Here is a 15808-nt window from a genome sequence, read left to right as displayed (position 1 = left end):
CCCGCTGATTCAAGTTCTCAGAAAAACGCCAAGGCCGCTCCGACTTTTCTTGTCCCGCGCGGCTGGTTGGCGCGAAGCGACGGGTCCAGGGGCACTCAACAGTCTCGAAGCAAACCTCAAGGAATTCGCATGAAAATCGCAGTGTTGCCGGGCGACGGCATCGGTCCCGAAATCGTCAAGGAAGCCGTCAAGGTTCTGAACGTGCTCGGCGAAAAGTTCGAACTCGAAGAAGCGCCGGTTGGCGGCGCGGGCTACGAAGCGAAGGGCCACCCGCTGCCCGATTCGACACTGGCGCTGGCGAAAGAGGCCGACGCGATCCTGTTCGGCGCGGTCGGCGACTGGAAGTACGACTCGCTCGAACGCGCGCTGCGTCCGGAGCAGGCCATTCTGGGTTTGCGCAAGCACCTGCAACTGTTCGCGAACTTCCGTCCGGCGATCTGCTATCCGCAGCTCACGGGCGCGTCGTCGTTGAAGGAAGAGATCGTTTCGGGCCTCGACATCCTGATCGTGCGCGAACTGAACGGCGACATCTATTTTGGCGCGCCGCGCGGCGTGCGTTCGTCGCCGGACGGGTTGTTCGAAGGCGCGAAGGAAGGCTTTGACACGATGCGTTATTCGGAGCCCGAAGTGCGCCGTATCGCGCACGTCGCGTTTCAGGCGGCGCAAAAGCGCCAGAAGAAGCTGACGAGCGTGGACAAGGCCAATGTGCTCGAAACCTCGCAGTTCTGGCGCGACGTGATGATCGACGTGTCGAAGGAATATGCGGACGTCGAACTGTCGCACATGTACGTCGATAACGCCGCGATGCAGCTGGTGAAGGCGCCGAAGGCGTTCGACGTGGTTGTCACCGGCAACATGTTCGGCGACATTCTTTCCGACGAAGCGGCCATGTTGACGGGTTCGATCGGCATGCTGCCGTCGGCCTCGCTCGACAAGGACAACAAGGGCTTGTACGAGCCGTCGCACGGTTCGGCGCCGGACATCGCCGGCAAGGGCGTCGCGAACCCGCTCGCCACGATTCTGTCGGCGGCCATGATGCTGCGCTATTCGCTCAACAAGGCGGAGCAGGCGGATCGCATCGAAAGCGCGGTCAAAAAGGTGCTCGAACAGGGCTATCGTACCGGCGACATTCTCACGCCGGGTTGCAAGCAGGTCGGCACTGTCGCGATGGGCGACGCGGTTGTCGCAGCGCTGTAAGCTCGCAGGCAAGATAAGCGGTCGTCAGGTTCACATATGGTCGTTAAAGCGCGAATCTGCCTCGAAACAGGCCGATTCGCGCGTAATTCAGACAACAGCGACGGACGGCAACGGCGGACATTGACGTCGCCGGATTCCGGTTTTCGTGTATATTGTGGCGATGGCGCATACAGCTCAAATCTCCTCGATTTCGACACTGCACGGCAAAACGGCCCGTGCGGTTGAGTTCGCCATTACCACCACCAAAACGATTACCCCGAAAACGATCACGAAACGCTGATCGTCCGTCGTGCCCGCTCATCTTCCCCGCGCGGTCACTGCGGGCAAAGATGCGGGGAAGTTTCCATTCGAAGGGTATGAAGTCATGAACGTAGGTCTCGTAGGTTGGCGCGGCATGGTCGGCAGCGTCCTGATGCAACGCATGCAGCAGGAAGGCGATTTCGATCTTATCGAACCGGTGTTTTTCAGCACCAGCAACGCGGGCGGCAACGCGCCGTCGTTCGCCAAAAACGAGACCAAGCTCAAAGATGCAACAAGCATCGACGACCTGAAGAAGTGCGAAGCGATCATCTCGTGCCAGGGCGGCGACTACACGAACGAAGTGTTCCCAAAGCTGCGCGCTGCGGGCTGGAACGGCTACTGGATCGACGCGGCTTCGTCGCTGCGCATGAAGGACGACGCCGTCATCATTCTCGATCCGGTCAACCTCGACGTGATCAAGAACGCGCTGGTCAAGGGCCAGAAGAACTTCATCGGCGGCAACTGCACGGTTAGCCTGATGCTGATGGCGCTCGGCGGCCTGTTCCGCGAAAACCTCGTCGACTGGATGACGGCCATGACGTATCAGGCCGCTTCGGGCGCGGGCGCGCAAAACATGCGCGAATTGCTGCAGCAAATGGGCACGCTGTACGGCGCGGCCAAGGAAGATCTGGCGGATCCGTCGTCGGCGATTCTCGATATCGACCGTCGCGTGCTCGCCGCGATGAACAGCGACCGCATGCCGACCGACAACTTCGGCGTGCCGCTCGCCGGCTCGCTGATTCCGTGGATCGACAAGGATCTCGGCAACGGCATGTCGAAGGAAGAATGGAAGGGCGGCGCGGAAACCAACAAGATTCTCGGCAAGCCGGCCATGGGCACGCCGGGTTCGATTCCCGTGGACGGCCTGTGCGTGCGGATCGGCGCTATGCGCTGCCACTCGCAGGCATTGACCATCAAGCTGAATAAGGACGTGCCGCTGGACGAAGTGAACAGCATCCTCGCGTCGGGCAACGACTGGGTTAAGGTCGTGCCGAACGAGCGCGAAGCGTCGATGCGCGATCTGTCCCCGGCAGTGGTGACGGGTACGCTGACGGTGCCGGTCGGCCGCCTGCGCAAACTGGCGATGGGCGGCGAATATCTGTCGGCTTTCACGGTCGGCGATCAGCTGTTGTGGGGCGCCGCGGAACCGCTGCGTCGCATGCTTCGCATTGTGCTCGACAAGTAAAGTAAACTACGCGCTCACGACGCGTAGAAAACTCAAGAAGCGTCGCGCTTGCGCGGCGCTTTTTTCATTGTGTGCTCCGATTATCTTGTCTCTTTCCAACCGCAAAAAAGGGCTGCGCGCTGACGCGCCAGGAGTCCCGATGAACCTTCGACTCTCATCCCTTCGGGCTATGTTCAATCTTCAGGGTGCGAGCCGATTGACGGCTGCCGCCGCTGTGTCCGCTGCGCTGGCGTGCGCTGGCGTGGGCAGCGCGCTCGCCGCGCCGGGCGACGCCGCCAGCGCGCCGGACGCCGCCTCCGTTTCGTACGCGAACGGCGGCCAGGTGACGGTGCGGCCCGGGCAGTCGCTGAACGACGTGGCGATTGCCGTCACGCAGTCGCATGACAAGGCGACGCTCGCGCGCGCCTCGCGCGCGTTATTCGATGCGAACCCGAGTGCCTTTATGAGTCACGACCCGAGCCGGTTGCGGCTGGGCGCGGTGTTGACGGTGCCGGTGCTGGATGCGTCGGGTGCGCTGGCGGCATCGGCGGCGGGTGTTGCGGCGGCGCCTGGTTCGGCATCGAATGCGGCACCCAACGCGGCACCCAACGCGGCACCGGCGGCCGACACGGCGAGTGCCGTGGCGCAGGTCAATGCGGCGGCGGCGAGCGCAGCAAGTGCAGCGGCGCGCGCGGCGACGCCGGCCGCTCCCGCTGTTTCGGCGATGGCCAGTGCGGCCACAGAAGCAAACTCGGCGACGCCGGGTGGCACGGCTGCATCCGCGCCGGTCGCGGGATCGCAGGCGGCGGCATTGCCGGCCAGCGGCACCCATGAGTGGGCCGGTTCGATTCAGCCCTCGGCTAGCGAGGCCGAGGGCGCATCAACGGCGGGCACCGGAACGACTCCGGCGATGACCGCCGCGCAGCCGGCATCGCAACCGCGCGCCCAGGTGTCGAGCTTGCAGCAATTGCTCGCGCTGAAAAATCGCGTGCTGATGGAGTTGCAGAAGCACGGCATCGGTGGGACGCCTCCCGCTACGAGCACTGCATCGTCCGGGGTCGCGCAGCCGCCGGTTGGCGCATCGTCAGCGGCGGCTGTGCCGAGTCATGGCGCTACGCCGGTGGCATCGACGTCGAATGAAGCCGGCATGTCGCAGACGGAGTTGAGCGTGGCGGCGGCGATTGGCGCGGCCCTAGTCGCGCTGCTGACGGCGCTGCGTATGGGGCGGCGGAAGCGCGAACGGGCGGCGGCGGAGGCTGCGTCGGCGGACGGCGCTACGGGAGTGTCCGCGCGGGCAACGGGCTCGCAGGACACCGCTTCGACGCCCGAGCAGATTCCGGCGCGCGGAGCGTCTGACGTCGGCGCTGATGCGGTCGTTGGAAATGCGGCGGCACAGGCGGCTGCGGAGCGTGAAGCTGCGGAAGGCAACGCGGCGGCGCGTGAAATGGCGGAACGGGTCGCGGCAGAGCGCGACGCGGAGATTCGTCAGGCTGCTGCGCGGGAGGCGGCGGAGAAAGCGGCGGCGGAACGCACGGCAGCCGAACACGCAGCGGCGCAGTTGGCTGCGGCAGAACATACAGCGGCGGAGCGCGCGGCAGCGGAGCAGGCAGCGGCAGAACAGGCAGCGGCAGAACGCGCTGCGGCAGAACAGGCCGCGGCGGAGCAGGCAGCGACAGAACGCGCAGCGGCAGAACATGCAGCGGCAGAGCGCACGGCAGCGGAGCAGGCTGCAGCCGAGCACGCAGCGGCAGAGCGCACGGCCGCCGAGTACGCCGAGGCCCAACATACCGCCGCCGAAAGCACGGCAGCCGAGCAAGTGGACGCCGAGCAGGCAGCCGCAGACCGCCCAGCACAAGACCTTCCCACAGCCCACACGGCTTTCCCTTCACCCGACCTCAGCGCGCCCGACCACATCTCACAAGAGCGCGCCGCAACACCCGCATCCGTCGAACCTGAGCAATCGAATCCAGCCATTGCTCCGTCCGCTCAGAGCGGTTCCAATCTCGAACCCCTCCCAGCGTCCCACCACGACGACTTCGACAGCGCGACCACGGCCGCGAGCCTTGCCGCCGCGGCGGAACTAGGCGCAGAGGCCTTGCCCCTGGCGCCGCTGGAGCCCGTCGACGAAGCCTTCTTGCACGAGGAACCCTCCCACCGTCTGCAATGGGATGACGCGCCGGCTGCGCGGCTGGAACCGTCGATCGAACCAGAACCGCGAGCGCAACCCCAGTCAGCGCCCGCAGCCGTGCCGACCGAATTCCCGCGCGACGCCGTCGATGCGTTCGGCAGCCTCGACATGCCATTGCCCCCGCGCGTCGAGTCGCCCGCCGATGCCTTGCAAGCGCCCGCCTCACTGTCGAGCCAGCCGGTCGCGTCGCCGGAAACCACGGCACAACAAGCCGTGCCATTGCTCCACCCGGACGACGACACGCCGCATATCGCCGACGAAATCACTGCCGGCACCGCAGGCCACGCCGCCGTCGCGGGCCTGGGCGCGGGTTTTGGCAGCGGTCTGGGTGCGGCCGGCTTCGGCGCGTTGAAGCTCGATTTCGACCTCGAGTTACCGCCGAGCCCGGCCCAGCCGTTGCCGGCGTTTACGCAGAACGATCTGAGCCGCATCGCCCGCAACAAACTCGAACTGGCGGCCGAATACATCGAACTCGGCGATCTGTCCGGCGCGCGCGCGCTCATCAACGAAGTGATCGAGTCGAACGATCCGGGTACGCGCACCGAGGCCCGCGCGTTGCTCTCGACGCTCGCTCCGTTGTCGTGAAGCGTATTGCTCTAGGCGTGCAGTACGACGGTTCGGCATTCTGTGGCTGGCAGTCGCAACCGCACCGTAACACCGTGCAGGACGAGCTCGAACGGGCACTGCGCGAGTTTGCGCAGACACCGGTGCAAACCGTCGTCGCAGGTCGCACGGATACGGGCGTGCATGGCCTTGGGCAGGTCGTGCACTTCGATACCGAACTGGATCGTGCCGACGTTTCCTGGGTTCGCGGCACCAATTCGTTCCTGCCGAAGACGATCTCGGTGCAGTGGGCCAAGCCGATGCCCGATGAGTTTCACGCGCGTTTTTCTGCGTTCGAGCGGACCTATTACTACGTGCTGTATGTCCATCCAGTGCGCTCGCCGATGCTGGCGACACGGGCCGGCTGGGTGCATACGGCGCTCGACGTCGACGCGATGCAGAAGGCCGCCGCTCATCTGCTCGGCGAACACGACTTTTCGGCATTCCGTTCGTCGCAATGCCAGGCGAAAACGCCGGTCAAGCACCTGTATCAGATCGACGTGAAGCAACAGGGCGACTTCGTCCATTTCCGTTTTCGGGCGAACGCGTTCCTGCACCACATGGTGCGCAACCTGATGGGCTGCCTCGTCTACATCGGCGGTGGCCGTCGTCCGGTCGAATGGATGGCCGAGGTGCTCGCGAGCCGCGATCGCGATTTCGCCGCGCCGACCTTCATGCCGGACGGTTTGTATCTGGCGCAGGTGGGCTATCCTGCGCAATTCGCCGTGCCCGCGCCGCACACGGGCAGCGTGCCGTGGAGTACCGTATGGACCGAGCAAGCGCAAACATGAACTCAACCGAAAACCTCGCAAACGAATCCCACGAAGGCGCCCAGCAGCAGGCCGCGCCGCATCGCACGCGCATCAAGCTGTGCGGCCTGTCAAAGCCCGAAGACGTGTTTCACGCGATCGACCTCGGCGCCGATGCAATCGGCCTCGTGTTCTACCCGCCGAGCCCGCGGTCGGTCAGCGTCGCGCAGGCGGTCGAGCTGGTGCACGATGTGCCGCCGTTCGTCTCGGTGGTCGGCTTGTTCGTCAACGCTACCCCGGACTGGATCCGCGAGGTCGCGAGCAATGTCGGACTTACGCTGCTGCAGTTTCATGGCGATGAGACGCCCGAACAGTGCGAATCGCTCGCCGGTGTTGCGGGTTTGCCTTGGTTGCGCGCGTTGCGCGTTGCGGCGGATACTCAGCCGGCCGATTTGGTAAAATCGGCTCTTAGCTATTCAGCAGCCAGCAGCCTTCTGTTCGACACCCATGTCGAAGGATACGGCGGCGGCGGGAAGGTCTTCGATTGGTCACTTATTCCAGCAGAGCTCGCGCGTCGGGCCGTTTTGAGTGGTGGGTTGAACGCGCAAAACGTCAGTGAAGCGATCCATCGCGTGCGCCCGTACGCGGTCGATGTCTCGAGCGGCATCGAAAGGCCGGGCGCCAAGGGCGTGAAAGATCACGCCCGGATGGCGGCATTCGTGCGCGCGGTGCGCGCGGCGGACGCCGAATGATTCCGGCGCGGCGGTTGTCTCGCATGAGAGCCGCGCGCCACACTGAGAAAAGTGATCACCATGTATAACCTGCCTGACGAAAGAGGCCATTTTGGCCAATTTGGCGGCGTGTTCGTCGCTGAAACGCTGGTCCACGCGCTCGACGAGTTGCGTGCGGCATACGACAAATATAAGCAAGACCCGGAATTCGTTGCCGAATACGAGCGCGAATTGAAGTATTTCGTCGGCCGTCCGTCGCCGATTTATCATGCTCAGCGCTGGAGCGAAATGCTCGGCGGCGCACAGATTTTCCTCAAGCGCGAAGACCTGAATCACACCGGCGCACACAAGGTCAACAATGTGATCGGCCAGGCGCTGCTCGCCAAGCGCATGGGCAAACCGCGCGTGATCGCGGAAACCGGCGCCGGTCAGCACGGCGTGGCCACGGCAACCATCGCCGCGCGTTTCGGCATGGAATGCGTGGTCTATATGGGCGCCGAGGACGTGCGCCGCCAAGCCGCTAACGTGTACCGCATGAAGCTGCTCGGCGCGACGGTCGTGCCGGTCGAATCCGGCTCGCGGACCTTGAAGGACGCGTTGAACGAAGCCATGCGCGACTGGGTCACCAACGTCGAGAACACGTTTTACATTATCGGCACGGTGGCGGGACCGCATCCATATCCGATGATGGTGCGCGACTTCCAGCGCGTGATTGGCGACGAATGCAAGGTGCAAATGCCTGAGCTCGTCGGTCGTCAGCCGGACGCGGTGATTGCGTGCGTTGGCGGCGGTTCGAACGCCATGGGCATCTTTTACCCGTACATTGACGACGCTTCGGTGAAACTGATTGGCGTCGAAGCAGCGGGCGACGGCATCGAATCCGGCCGTCACGCTGCGTCGCTGATCGGCGGAAGCCCTGGCGTACTGCATGGCAACCGCACCTATCTCCTTCAGGACGAGAACGGCCAGATCATCGAGACGCATTCGGTGTCGGCGGGCTTGGACTATCCGGGTGTCGGCCCCGAGCACGCGTGGCTAAAAGACAGCAAACGCGCTGAATATGTCGGCATCACCGACGAAGAAGCGCTCAAGGCGTTCCACGATTGCTGCCGGATCGAAGGCATCATTCCGGCATTGGAATCCAGCCACGCGCTGGCCTATGCCGCGAAACTCGCGCCGACGCTGCCGAAGGACAAGTACCTTCTGGTCAATCTGTCGGGCCGCGGCGACAAGGACATGCATACGGTCGCTGAGCGATCGGGCATTCAGTTCTGAGCGCCGCGACGATGCGTGACGAGTTCGACGAGCCGCAGCCGGCAATTGAAACCACGGAAACGCCGGCCGCCGATAGTTCGGCGGCCGAGGCGCCTGCATTGCTATTGCCGCAGGTGCCTGCCGGCATCCAGCTGTTGAACCGCGATTTTCTGACCGATGTTGCGAACATTCCCGACGGATCGATCGATCTGATCGTATGCGATCCGCCCTACGGGCTTGGCAAGGACTACGGCAATGACTCCGACATGCGCACAGGCGAAGATTTTCTCGCCTGGACGCGTGGCTGGCTCGAATTGGCTATTCCGAAGCTCAAACCGTCGGGTTCGCTCTACATTTTCTGCACCTGGCAGTACGCGCCGGAAATCTTCAGTTTCCTGAAGACAAAACTCACGATGATCAACGAAATCATCTGGGACCGGCGTGTGCCGAGCATGGGCGGAACGGTGCGCCGGTTCACTTCGGTGCACGACAACATCGGCTTTTTCGCGGTGTCGAAGGATTACTTCTTCGATCTCGATCCCGTCCGCATCCCGTACGATGCCGCTACGAAGAAGGCGCGTTCGCGTAAATTGTTCGAAGGCAGCAAGTGGCTCGAGGTTGGCTATAATCCAAAAGATGTCTGGTCGGTTTCGCGGCTGCATCGGCAACATGCCGAGCGCGTCGCCCACCCTACCCAGAAGCCTCTGGAAATTGTCGAGCGGATGGTGCTGGCAAGTTGTCCGAAGGGCGGGCGCGTGCTCGATCCTTTCATGGGCAGCGGCACCACCGCAGTCGCTTGCGCCCGTCAGCAGCGCGAATTCGTCGGCTATGAAATCAATGAGAGTTACTGCGCGATTGCGCGCGAACGCGTCAGCGCGGCTGCCAATGCGCCTGTAGCGCGTCGGGTCAAAGCCAAAACTCCACGGCAGACCGAAGTGCAATGAGCGACGTGCAATCAGCACGCTGCGCAGTAGCCAAAATCCGAGAATATTCCATGTCCCGTATCAAGAACACGTTTGCTGCGCTGTCCGCCCAAGGTAAGAAAGGCCTGATTCCGTTCATGACGGCCGGCGACCCGGATCCCGCGCGCACCGTCGAATTCATGCATGCGCTCGCCGCCGGCGGCGCGGATGTGATCGAGCTGGGTGTGCCGTTTTCCGACCCGATGGCCGATGGTCCGGTGATTCAGCAGTCGTCCGAACGGGCGTTGGCCCAGGGTGTGTCGCTGCGCACCGTGATCGCCGACGTGAAACGCTTCCGCGAGACCAACGACACCACGCCCGTCGTACTGATGGGTTACGCCAATCCGATCGAACGCATGGGTACCGAAACCTTCGCGAGGACGGCGAAGGAAGCCGGCGTAGACGGCGTACTGGTTGTGGATTATCCGCCCGAAGAGTGTGCTAACTTCGCTGAACAGATGCGATCTGCCGGCGTCGATCCGATTTTCCTGCTGGCGCCCACGTCGACCGACGAGCGTATCGCGGAAGTCGGCAAGATTGCCAGCGGCTACGTCTATTATGTGTCGTTAACAGGCGTGACCGGAGCGGCAAATCTGGACGTTTCCAGCATCGCGAGTAAAATCCCGGCCATCAAGTCGCGCGTTCCCCTGCCGGTGGGCGTCGGTTTCGGCATCCGCGACGCGCAAACCGCGCGTTCGGTGGCCGAAGTGTCCGATGCCGTCGTGATCGGCAGCCGCATCGTGCAATTGCTCGAACAGGCCGCGCCCGAAGCCGCTGCCGAGACGTTGACGCGTTTCGTCGCGGAAGTGCGCGAGGCGCTGGATAGCGTCGCGACTGCCCGATAACAGTTATTTTTGTCTTCTGTAGTGTGAGCGGCGGGCTTGTCCCGCCGTTTGCGCGATCGTAGACCCGAGAAGGATTCACTATGAGCTGGCTCGACAAACTGCTGCCGCCGAAAATCAAACAAACCGACCCGAAGAACCGCAAGGGGATTCCGGAAGGGCTGTGGATCAAGTGCCCGTCGTGTGAAGCGGTGCTATACCGCAACGACGTCGAGGCCAATCTGCATGTTTGCCCGAAGTGCGACCATCACATGCGCATTGGCGCGCGTGAGCGGCTCGACGGCCTGCTCGATCCGGAAGGTCGTTATGAGATCGGCCAGGAAATCGTTCCGGTCGACGCGCTCAAGTTCAAAGACAGCCGCAAGTATCCGGACCGCCTGAAAGAGGCGATGGACGACACCGACGAAACCGACGCGATGGTCGTCATGGGCGGTGCGATCCATACGCTGCCGGTGGTGGTGGCCTGCTTCGAGTTCTCGTTCATGGGCGGCTCGATGGGTTCGGTGGTCGGCGAGCGCTTCGCGCGCGGCGCGCAGAACGCACTCGAACAGAAAGTGCCGTTCATCTGCTTTACCGCTTCGGGCGGCGCGCGCATGCAGGAAAGCCTGCTGTCGCTGATGCAGATGGCCAAGACCACGGCCATGCTCACCAAGCTCGCCGAGGCCAAGCTGCCGTTCATCTCCGTGCTGACCGACCCGACCATGGGCGGCGTGTCGGCCAGTTTCGCATTCCTCGGCGACGTGGTGATCGCGGAGCCGAAGGCGCTGATCGGCTTTGCCGGTCCGCGCGTGATCGAACAAACCGTGCGTGAGAAGCTGCCGGAAGGCTTCCAGCGCGCCGAGTTCCTGCTGACGAAGGGCGCGATCGACATGATCGTCGACCGTCGCAAGCTGCGTGAAGAGCTTGCTCAACTGATGGCGCTGCTGAGTCATCAACCGGCTGACGCAGTCGCGTAAGCAGGCTCTGCGGTGAACCGTCGTCGCGCTTTCTCGAGCGCGGCGGCCGTCAGAAAAGCAGTAAAAATAGCGCGCCGCGTGAGTGATCAAGCGGCGCGCTGTCATTTCCGGGATAATCACGGTCTCGCAACGCGGCAAGGGTTGCTGACGGTGCCCCCGGCGCAGGTGTACGTGGTTTGCGCGCATAAAGTGGCGCCCGCCCGGACTAGACTGCTGACCGCAGCCGCAGCCGCAGCCGCAGCCGCAGCCGCAGCCGCAGCCGCAGCCGCAGCCGCAGCCGCAGCCGCAGCCGCAGCCGCAGCCGCCCGCTGCGCTCCGCGCCCATTCGCAACACTGCCTACTCGATTTACTCGCGATTCGCCGATGACCACATTCCCCACCCTTGACGCGTGGCTCACGCACCTTGAATCCGCGCATCCGGTCGGCATCGACATGGGGCTGGCCCGCATCAGCCAGGTGCGCGACGCGATGCAACTGTCGTTCGCGTGTCCGGTCATCACCGTCGGCGGCACGAACGGCAAGGGTTCCACGTGCGCGATCCTCGAATCGATTCTGCTGCGCGCCGGATTCACGGTCGGCTGTCACACCTCGCCGCATTTGCTCACGTTCAACGAGCGCGCGCGGGTCAACGGCGAAATGGCGAGCGACGCCGATTTGCTGCCGCACTTCGAAGCCGTCGAAGCCGCGCGCCTGAGCCTCGCCGAACCGGTCACGCTGACCTACTTCGAATTCACGACGCTGGCGATCATGAGTCTGTTCGCATCGCGCGGACTGGACGCGGTGATTTTCGAAGTCGGCCTGGGCGGCCGCCTCGATGCGGTCAATATCCTCGATACGGATTGCGCGATCATCACCAGCATCGATATCGATCACACGGAATATCTCGGCGACACGCGCGAGAAAATCGGCTTCGAAAAAGCCGGTATTTTCCGTCCGGGCAAGCCGGCGATCTGCGCGGACCCGGTGCCGCCGCAATCGCTGATCGATCACGCGGAGAAAATCGGCGCCGAATTGTGGCTATTCGGCCGCGATTTCCGCTATGAAGGCCAGGCCGGCAGCGAGCGCCAGCAATGGAGTTACGTCGGCCCGACCATGCGGCGCTCGGCGTTGGCTTACCCGGCGCTGCGCGGCGCGAACCAGTTGATCAACACGTCGGCGGCGCTGGCCGGGCTCGAAGCGTTGCGTGACCGTCTGCCGGTTTCGGCGCAAGACATCCGCCTCGGCCTTGCCAACGTGGAACTGCCGGGACGTTTCCAGGTGCTGCCGGGCAAGCCGGCCGTCGTTCTGGATGTCGGCCACAATCCGCACGCGGCCGCCGTGTTGACGCAAAATCTCGGCAACATGGGTTTTTTCCCGTACACCTACGCGGTGTTCGGCGCGATGCGCGACAAGGACATTGCCGGCGTGCTGGCGCACCTGAAAGGCGAAATCGATCACTGGTGCGTCACCGATTTGCCGACACCGCGGGCGGCGTCAGCGGAAGAACTCGAAGCGGCCTTGCGCGAACAGGGCGTGGAAGAGGGAGTCGACAGCAGCGTGACGCGTTACGCCACGCCGGCAGAGGCTTTCCAAGCCGCGCTAAAACGAGCGTCAGAGAATGATAGAATCGTGGTTTTCGGCAGTTTCTATACGGTAGCAGGCGTGATGGCCTACCGTAAATCGCAGCAACACTGAACGGGCGCCAGGCTCGAACCAAGCGATTCATGGGAATTTTCTCGTTCGGCAAGAAAGACGACGCGCCCACCCGGCGCGGCGCAAACACCAGTTCCTCCCGGGCCGCCCGTGGCGAGCGCGTGGAGCGGCGAACCCGCCGCACGGAGCGCACCGTCGACGCCGATGCGATGCTGCTCGACCCTACGTTGCCGGAAAAGCAGCGTGCGCGTCGCCGGCTCGTCGGCGCGATCGCAATGGTCGTGGCAGCGGTCGTCATCCTGCCCATGGTGCTGGACTCGCACCCCAAGCCCGTCACAGACGACATCTCCATCGACATTCCCAGCCGTCCCGCGCCGAAGCTCGCAAAAGCCCAGGAAGACACGCAGGCCGGCGTAGCGCCGGATAATCCCGCAACGCCAGACGCGGCACTCGCCGCCTCCGGTCTTGCGCCGGCAACGGCAGCAAGGCAAGGCCAGTCCGGCACCACGAAGCAAGCGAGCACGGAGACGAACGCAGCGGCGTCCGCGGCCAAGCCGGCAGCGAAACCGCAAGCACCGTCCGTGGCGGCGAACACTACGCCGGCGGCGCCCGCAACGCCTGCCAAACCAGCGGCCAAACCGCCGGTCACGCATAACGCCGCGACCGCGCCGGCTGCTCAAGCTCCAAGCTCCGACAATTCGAACACGGCCGCCAGCGCGGACGCGAATTCCGGCACGCCGGCGTCGCCGGCGGGCAGCCGTTTCGCCGTCCAACTCGGCGCCTTCGCGAACGACGCCAACGCACGCAATTGGGCGGCCAAGTTGAAAGCGGCGGGTGTGCCCGCATATACCGAACATCGCAAGCAGGCTGACGGCTCCACGCTCACATTGCTGCGAGCCGGCCCGTTCGCCGACCGCGCAGCAGCGAGCGCGGCCATCGCAAAGGTTCGCGAGGTCGGCTTGACGTCGGGCGCGAACAGCGGCACCGCACAGTAAGCGAGCGATGTTCACTGCCTTCGACTACGCTGTAATGGCGGTGATCGGTCTGTCAGCGCTGCGCGGCACATGGCGCGGGTTTTTGTCGGAGATATTCGGGCTGATCGGCTGGATCGCGGCGTTTTTCATTGCTTGCCGCTTTGTCGGTTACGTTGTCCCGTATATCCCGTCCACCTGGCCGGGCGGCGCATTGACCCAATGGCTGCTGGCCTTTGCGCTGGTGGTGGTCGGTGTGGTGCTGGTGGCGAGCGTGCTGAACGCCCTTTTGAGCCGCATCGTGCAGGCAACCGGCTTGAGCGGCGTGGACCGTTCGCTCGGTTTGATGTTCGGCCTCGTGCGCGGGGTCATTCTGGTGCTGATTCTGGTCGCCCTGGCTGGCTTGACCGAACTGCCCCAACAGGAATTCTGGCGCAACGCCTTGCTTCGGCCCTATGCGGTCGAGGGCGTGCACGTAATGAAACCGCTGCTTCCCGAGCCGCTGGCTGCTTACGTCCGAGTGTGACGATCAGGCGAGCGGCGAGGGAGACGCAGCAGGACACCGGCGCAAACCGGCTGCCTTTACGTTCGGTCGCTTAGCTTCGCTAACGTCTCGAAGGAAGTCCCTTGGGACACGATCGCAGGCAGCGGCCGCCATGACGGATTTCGTACCTTTGAAGGACATGCCATGTGCGGCATCGTAGGCGTAGTTTCCCACTCTCCGGTCAATCAGCTGATCTATGACAGCCTGCTGCTCCTGCAGCACCGCGGTCAGGACGCCGCCGGCATCGCGACAGCGAACGGCAGCAACTTCCACATGCACAAGGCCAACGGCATGGTGCGCGACGTGTTCCGCACGCGCAACATGCGCAGCCTGCCCGGCACCACCGGTATCGGCCAGGTCCGTTACCCGACTGCTGGTTCCGCATCGAGCGAAGAAGAAGCTCAGCCGTTCTACGTGAACGCGCCGTTCGGCATCATCCTCGCCCACAACGGCAACTTGACCAACTGGCAGCAGCTGAAAGATGAGATGTTCCGCATCGATCGCCGCCACATCAATACCAATTCCGACACGGAAGTCATGCTCAACGTGCTCGCGCACGAATTGCAGCTTTCCAGCTCGGGCCTGCAACTCGATCCGGCTGCGCTGTTCAAGGCGGTGTCCGGCGTGCATCGCCGGGTGCGCGGGTCGTATGCGATCGTGTCGCTGATCGCCGGCTACGGCCTGCTGGGCTTCCGTGACCCGTTCGGTATTCGTCCGCTGTGCCTCGGCAAGCAGGAAACGGCGGAAGGCGTCGAGTGGATCCTGGCGTCGGAATCGGTGGCGATTGAAGGTATCGGCTTCGAATTCGTGCGCGACGTGGCGCCGGGCGAAGCGATTTTCATCGACATCGAAGGCAATCTGCACTCGCAGCAATGCGCCACGAACCCGAGCCTGAATCCCTGCATTTTCGAACTCGTCTATCTGGCGCGTCCGGATTCGGTGCTCGACGGCGTGCCGGTCTACAACGTGCGTCTGCGCATGGGCGACTACCTCGCCGAGAAGATCAAGCGCGAGCTGCCCGACGTTCCGATCGACGTCGTGATGCCGATTCCCGATTCGTCCCGTCCGGCCGCGATGCAGGTCGCGAAGAAACTGGGCGTGGAATATCGCGAAGGCTTCTTCAAGAATCGTTACGTTGGCCGTACCTTCATCATGCCGGGCCAGGCCGTGCGCAAGAAGTCGGTGCGCCAGAAGCTGAACGCCATGGGCATCGAGTTCAAGGGCAAGAACGTGCTGATCGTCGACGACTCGATCGTGCGCGGCACCACGTCGCATGAAATCGTGCAGATGGCGCGCGATGCGGGCGCGAACAAGGTGATCTTCGCGTCGGCGGCGCCGCCGGTGAAATTCCCGAACGTCTACGGTATCGATATGCCGACGCGCGGTGAACTCGTCGCCCACGGCCGTACGGACGACGAAGTCGCGCGCATGATCGGCGCGGACCACCTCGTCTATCAGGACGTCGACGCGTTGAAACAGGCGGTGCGCGATATCAACCCCGCGCTGAAGGAATTCGAAGCGTCGTGTTTCGACGGCAACTACGTCACCGGCGACGTGACCACCGAGTACCTCGACCGCATCGAAACCGCGCGTCTCGCACCGTCCTCGCAATCGGACCGCGATGCCGCGAGCGAAGCGATCGACGGCGGCGCGCCGGCCCGTTCGCAACTGCATTTGCAACTGTCAGTGGGTTGAGCGCGATTCGAGTTATACG

Annotated in this window: 13 protein-coding genes; all 13 read left to right on the top strand. The window is 63.7% G+C overall.

All coding sequences use genetic code 11. The features are described 5' to 3' along the window. The first annotated feature begins 129 nt into the window (after positions 1-129). Complete coding sequence (leuB, locus tag B0G81_RS01770) at positions 130-1197, top strand: 3-isopropylmalate dehydrogenase (protein ID WP_134132960.1); 1068 nt, start codon at positions 130-132, stop codon at positions 1195-1197. 364 nt (positions 1198-1561) lie between these two features. Continuing rightward, on the top strand, positions 1562-2683 hold the full coding sequence (asd, locus tag B0G81_RS01765) for an aspartate-semialdehyde dehydrogenase (RefSeq protein WP_134132956.1): 1122 nt from the start codon (positions 1562-1564) through the stop codon (positions 2681-2683). Positions 2684-2822: 139 nt separating this feature from the next. Then, positions 2823-5435 carry a FimV/HubP family polar landmark protein gene (locus tag B0G81_RS01760; RefSeq protein WP_134132952.1) on the top strand — a complete coding sequence of 871 codons (2613 nt, stop codon included), beginning with the start codon at positions 2823-2825 and terminating at the stop codon, positions 5433-5435. Beyond that, complete coding sequence (gene truA / locus B0G81_RS01755) at positions 5432-6244, top strand: tRNA pseudouridine(38-40) synthase TruA (protein WP_134132948.1); 813 nt, start codon at positions 5432-5434, stop codon at positions 6242-6244. The genes B0G81_RS01760 and truA overlap by 4 nt, the downstream gene beginning before the upstream one ends. Then, a complete protein-coding gene (locus B0G81_RS01750; protein ID WP_134142966.1) occupies positions 6241-6954 on the top strand; it encodes a phosphoribosylanthranilate isomerase in 714 nt (237 codons plus the stop codon). The genes truA and B0G81_RS01750 overlap by 4 nt, the downstream gene beginning before the upstream one ends. A gap of 60 nt (positions 6955-7014) precedes the next feature. Further along, positions 7015-8208 carry a tryptophan synthase subunit beta gene (gene trpB / locus B0G81_RS01745; RefSeq protein ID WP_134132946.1) on the top strand — a complete coding sequence of 398 codons (1194 nt, stop codon included), beginning with the start codon at positions 7015-7017 and terminating at the stop codon, positions 8206-8208. Between the two features lie 11 nt (positions 8209-8219). Beyond that, positions 8220-9131: a site-specific DNA-methyltransferase gene (locus tag B0G81_RS01740; RefSeq protein WP_134132943.1), complete on the top strand. Its 912-nt coding sequence runs from the start codon at positions 8220-8222 to the stop codon at positions 9129-9131. A gap of 50 nt (positions 9132-9181) precedes the next feature. Further along, positions 9182-9994, top strand: coding sequence for a tryptophan synthase subunit alpha (trpA, locus tag B0G81_RS01735; protein WP_134132939.1), 813 nt, complete (start codon positions 9182-9184; stop codon positions 9992-9994). A gap of 80 nt (positions 9995-10074) precedes the next feature. Next, positions 10075-10947: an acetyl-CoA carboxylase, carboxyltransferase subunit beta gene (accD, locus tag B0G81_RS01730; protein ID WP_012428630.1), complete on the top strand. Its 873-nt coding sequence runs from the start codon at positions 10075-10077 to the stop codon at positions 10945-10947. A 363-nt stretch (positions 10948-11310) separates the two neighbouring features. Next, positions 11311-12621 (top strand): bifunctional tetrahydrofolate synthase/dihydrofolate synthase, encoded by a 1311-nt coding sequence (gene folC, locus B0G81_RS01720; RefSeq protein ID WP_134132934.1) that lies wholly within the window; start codon positions 11311-11313, stop codon positions 12619-12621. Between the two features lie 29 nt (positions 12622-12650). Further along, the gene (locus tag B0G81_RS01715) at positions 12651-13574 is read left to right on the top strand and encodes an SPOR domain-containing protein (RefSeq protein ID WP_134132929.1); all 924 of its coding nucleotides are present in this window, start codon (positions 12651-12653) and stop codon (positions 13572-13574) included. Between the two features lie 7 nt (positions 13575-13581). Then, positions 13582-14076 (top strand): CvpA family protein, encoded by a 495-nt coding sequence (locus B0G81_RS01710; RefSeq protein WP_116122642.1) that lies wholly within the window; start codon positions 13582-13584, stop codon positions 14074-14076. 162 nt (positions 14077-14238) lie between these two features. Beyond that, entirely contained in the window at positions 14239-15789 is a 1551-nt protein-coding gene (purF, locus tag B0G81_RS01705) for an amidophosphoribosyltransferase (protein ID WP_106282621.1), read from the top strand. The last annotated feature ends 19 nt before the right edge of the window (positions 15790-15808 follow it).

Origin of the sequence: Paraburkholderia sp. BL6665CI2N2, from assembly GCF_004366535.1 — a bacterium.
GTDB lineage: Bacteria > Pseudomonadota > Gammaproteobacteria > Burkholderiales > Burkholderiaceae > Paraburkholderia.
Note: the sequence above shows the minus strand (reverse complement) of the source record. Positions and strands in the feature narration are given on the sequence as shown.